This window comes from Pseudomonas sp. NPDC088885 (assembly GCF_044750025.1).
Taxonomy (GTDB): domain Bacteria; phylum Pseudomonadota; class Gammaproteobacteria; order Pseudomonadales; family Pseudomonadaceae; genus Aquipseudomonas; species Aquipseudomonas rustica.
Genome location: NZ_JBIVJB010000206.1, coordinates 1 through 2746, shown reverse-complemented (window position 1 = coordinate 2746; position 2746 = coordinate 1). Strand labels below are relative to the sequence as shown.

5 protein-coding genes are annotated in these 2746 nt (G+C 59.9%); all 5 read left to right on the top strand.

What is annotated here, in order from left to right; genetic code table 11:
• Positions 1-501 (top strand): cbb3-type cytochrome c oxidase subunit I (locus tag ACIP1X_RS28515; RefSeq protein WP_400755928.1); only part of this gene is annotated, 501 nt, incomplete at its 5' end.
• On the top strand, positions 501-1109 hold the full coding sequence (gene ccoO, locus ACIP1X_RS28510) for a cytochrome-c oxidase, cbb3-type subunit II (RefSeq protein WP_400652521.1): 609 nt from the start codon (positions 501-503) through the stop codon (positions 1107-1109). The genes ACIP1X_RS28515 and ccoO, both read left to right, overlap by 1 nt.
• 5 nt (positions 1110-1114) lie before the next feature.
• The gene (locus tag ACIP1X_RS28505; RefSeq protein WP_053118838.1) at positions 1115-1330 is read left to right on the top strand and encodes a cbb3-type cytochrome c oxidase subunit 3; all 216 of its coding nucleotides are present in this window, start codon (positions 1115-1117) and stop codon (positions 1328-1330) included.
• Complete coding sequence (gene ccoP, locus ACIP1X_RS28500; RefSeq protein WP_400755927.1) at positions 1327-2280, top strand: cytochrome-c oxidase, cbb3-type subunit III; 954 nt, start codon at positions 1327-1329, stop codon at positions 2278-2280. Before ACIP1X_RS28505 ends, ccoP begins: the two co-directional genes overlap by 4 nt.
• 167 nt (positions 2281-2447) lie before the next feature.
• Positions 2448-2746 (top strand): hypothetical protein (locus ACIP1X_RS28495; RefSeq protein WP_400755926.1); only part of this gene is annotated, 299 nt, incomplete at its 3' end.

Below are 2746 nucleotides of genomic sequence, written 5' to 3'. Positions count from 1 at the left end.
CTGGCGTGCTACGGCATGTCGACCTTAGACGCGCCAATGAAGGCGATCAAGACCGTCAACTCGCACTCGCACTACACCGACTGGACCATCGGCCACGTACACGCCGGCGCTTTGGGCTGGGTGGCGATGATCTCGATCGGCGCGATCTACCACATGATCCCGAAACTGTTCGGTCGTGCGCAGATGCACAGTGTCGGCCTGATCAACGCGCACTTCTGGCTCGCGACCATCGGCACCGTGCTGTACATCGCTTCGATGTGGGTCAACGGCATCACTCAGGGCCTGATGTGGCGTGCAATCAACGATGACGGCACCCTCACCTACTCGTTCGTTGAAGCGCTGCAAGCCAGCCACCCGGGTTACATCGTGCGTGCCTTGGGCGGTGCTTTCTTCGCCAGCGGCATGTTCCTGATGGCTTACAACGTATGGCGCACCGTGCGCGCCTCGAACGCTGTTGAAGCTGAAGCCGCCGCCCAGATCGCTGTCGTTGGAGCTCACTGATGAAGCATGAAGCTGTCGAGAAGAATATTGGCCTGCTGGCCTTCTTCATGGTCATCGCCGTGAGCATCGGCGGCCTGACCCAGATCGTCCCGCTGTTCTTCCAGGACGTCACCAATAAACCGGTCGAAGGCATGAAGCCTTACACCGCGCTGCAACTGGAAGGCCGCGACATCTATATCCGTGAAGGTTGCGTCGGCTGCCACTCGCAGATGATCCGTCCGTTCCGCGCTGAAACCGAACGCTATGGCCACTACTCGGTGGCCGGTGAGAGCGTCTGGGATCACCCGTTCCTGTGGGGTTCCAAACGTACTGGTCCGGATCTGGCCCGTGTCGGCGCGCGTTACTCCGATGACTGGCACCGCGCGCACTTGTACAACCCGCGCAACGTGGTGCCTGAGTCGAAAATGCCGGCGTACCCATGGCTGGTCACGCAAGCGGTCGACAGCAGCCACACCGAAACCAAGATCAAAGTCTTGCGCACGCTCGGCGTTCCTTACACCGACGAAGACATCGCCGGCGCGGTGGCCAGCCTCAAGGGCAAGACCGAAATGGACGCGCTCGTCGCCTACCTGCAAGTGCTTGGCACTGCGATCAAGAGCAAGAGGTGAGCACGATGGTCTTTGAAATGAGCGCAGGGCTGATCCGTGGTTTAGGCACCGTTGTCGTGTTTGTCGCGTTCGTCGGCTTGACCTTGTGGGTGTTCAACCGCAAGCGCACCCCGGAGTTCGCCGAAGCACGTCTGCTGCCGTTCGCCGACGAGCCACAGCCCGAAACTACCCCGGCATTTGAAACAACCCAAGCACCTGAACCAAGGAGTACCCGGCCATGACCACCTTCTGGAGTACGTGGATCTGCGTACTGACCATCGGCAGCCTGATCGGCCTGACGTGGTTGCTGATCGGCACCCGCCGGGGCGAGACCAAAGGCAGCGTCGACCAGACCATGGGCCACAGCTTCGACGGCATCGAGGAGTACGACAACCCGCTGCCGCAGTGGTGGTTCATGCTCTTCGCCGGCACGCTGGTATTTGCCGTGGGCTATTTGATTCTGTATCCGGGTCTGGGCAACTGGAAAGGCATCCTCCCGGGTTACGAGGACGGCTGGACCGGCGTTCACGAGTGGGAAAAGGAAATGAGCAAGGCTGACGCCAAGTTCGGGCCGATCTTCGCCAGGTTCGCCGCCATGCCGGTGGAAGAAGTGGCGAAGGATCCGCAGGCGCTGAAAATGGGTGGCCGCCTCTTCGCTTCCAACTGCTCGGTGTGCCACGGCTCGGACGCCAAAGGCGCGTTCGGCTTTCCTAACCTCGCCGACAGCGACTGGCGTTGGGGCGGCGACGCCGAGACCATCAAGACCACCATCATGGGTGGCCGGGTCGCGGCGATGCCGGCGTGGGGCGAAGTGTTGGGCGAGGCTGGGGTGAAAAACGTGGCCGCGTATGTGCGTCATGATCTGGCCAAGTTGCCGATGCCCGCCGACAGCAAGGCTGACCTGCAAGCGGGCCAGCAGGCGTTCAGCACCACCTGCGTAGCCTGTCATGGGGCGACCGGCCAAGGCACCGAAGCCATGGGGGCGCCGAATCTGACGCACCCGGCCGGATTTATCTATGGCACCAGCCTGACCCAACTCGAGCAAACCATTCGCCATGGTCGCCAGGGTCACATGCCGGCGCAAAACGAGCTGCTGGGCAACGATAAAGTGCAATTGCTGGCGGCTTATGTGTACAGCCTCAGCCACGGATTGAATACAGAAAAACTGATTACTGAAGACAACCAGAAGTAATCATTGCGTACACCTCTGCCGCACGATTCTCCGTGCGGCAGTTTCCCACCCCTTTGCGACGCATTGTCGCACCCCTTAACACCCTCGCCTTTCGGTTCCCCGAATTCGGGTCTAAGCTTGCTCGATGCGGACTGGCTCATGCCGGTTGCAGGTCGATCCTGAGCGTTGTGTTCGATGAATTGGCTGACAGATTCGCCGCAAAGGCCAGTAGATACCGGCTGTCGCGCCGATTGCCATTCGTCACCCAAACCGGCCGTTTGAACACACCTCGTTACAAGCGACCTGAACCCCTCGCTTTTTTCATCCGCAGCGACTTTTTTTTCGAGGGCATTTTTGTCCTTACGCGGCGCATGGAAAGGCCGCAGAATCAGCGTTGGAAAGCATTGACCCAGGTCATGGCGCGTTGCAATGACCCCCTGCTCTCTGCATACTTGCGGCCGATTTTAATCCTAATAAAACACCCAAA

What these genes read in the sequence shown, in the direction of transcription:
- ccoO (WP_400652521.1), top strand. Translation starts at nt 501, where the DNA reads ATGAAGCATGAAGCTGTCGAGAAGAATATTGGCCTGCTGGCCTTCTTC.
- ACIP1X_RS28505 (WP_053118838.1), top strand. Translation starts at nt 1,115, where the DNA reads ATGGTCTTTGAAATGAGCGCAGGGCTGATCCGTGGTTTAGGCACCGTT.
- ccoP (WP_400755927.1), top strand. Translation starts at nt 1,327, where the DNA reads ATGACCACCTTCTGGAGTACGTGGATCTGCGTACTGACCATCGGCAGC.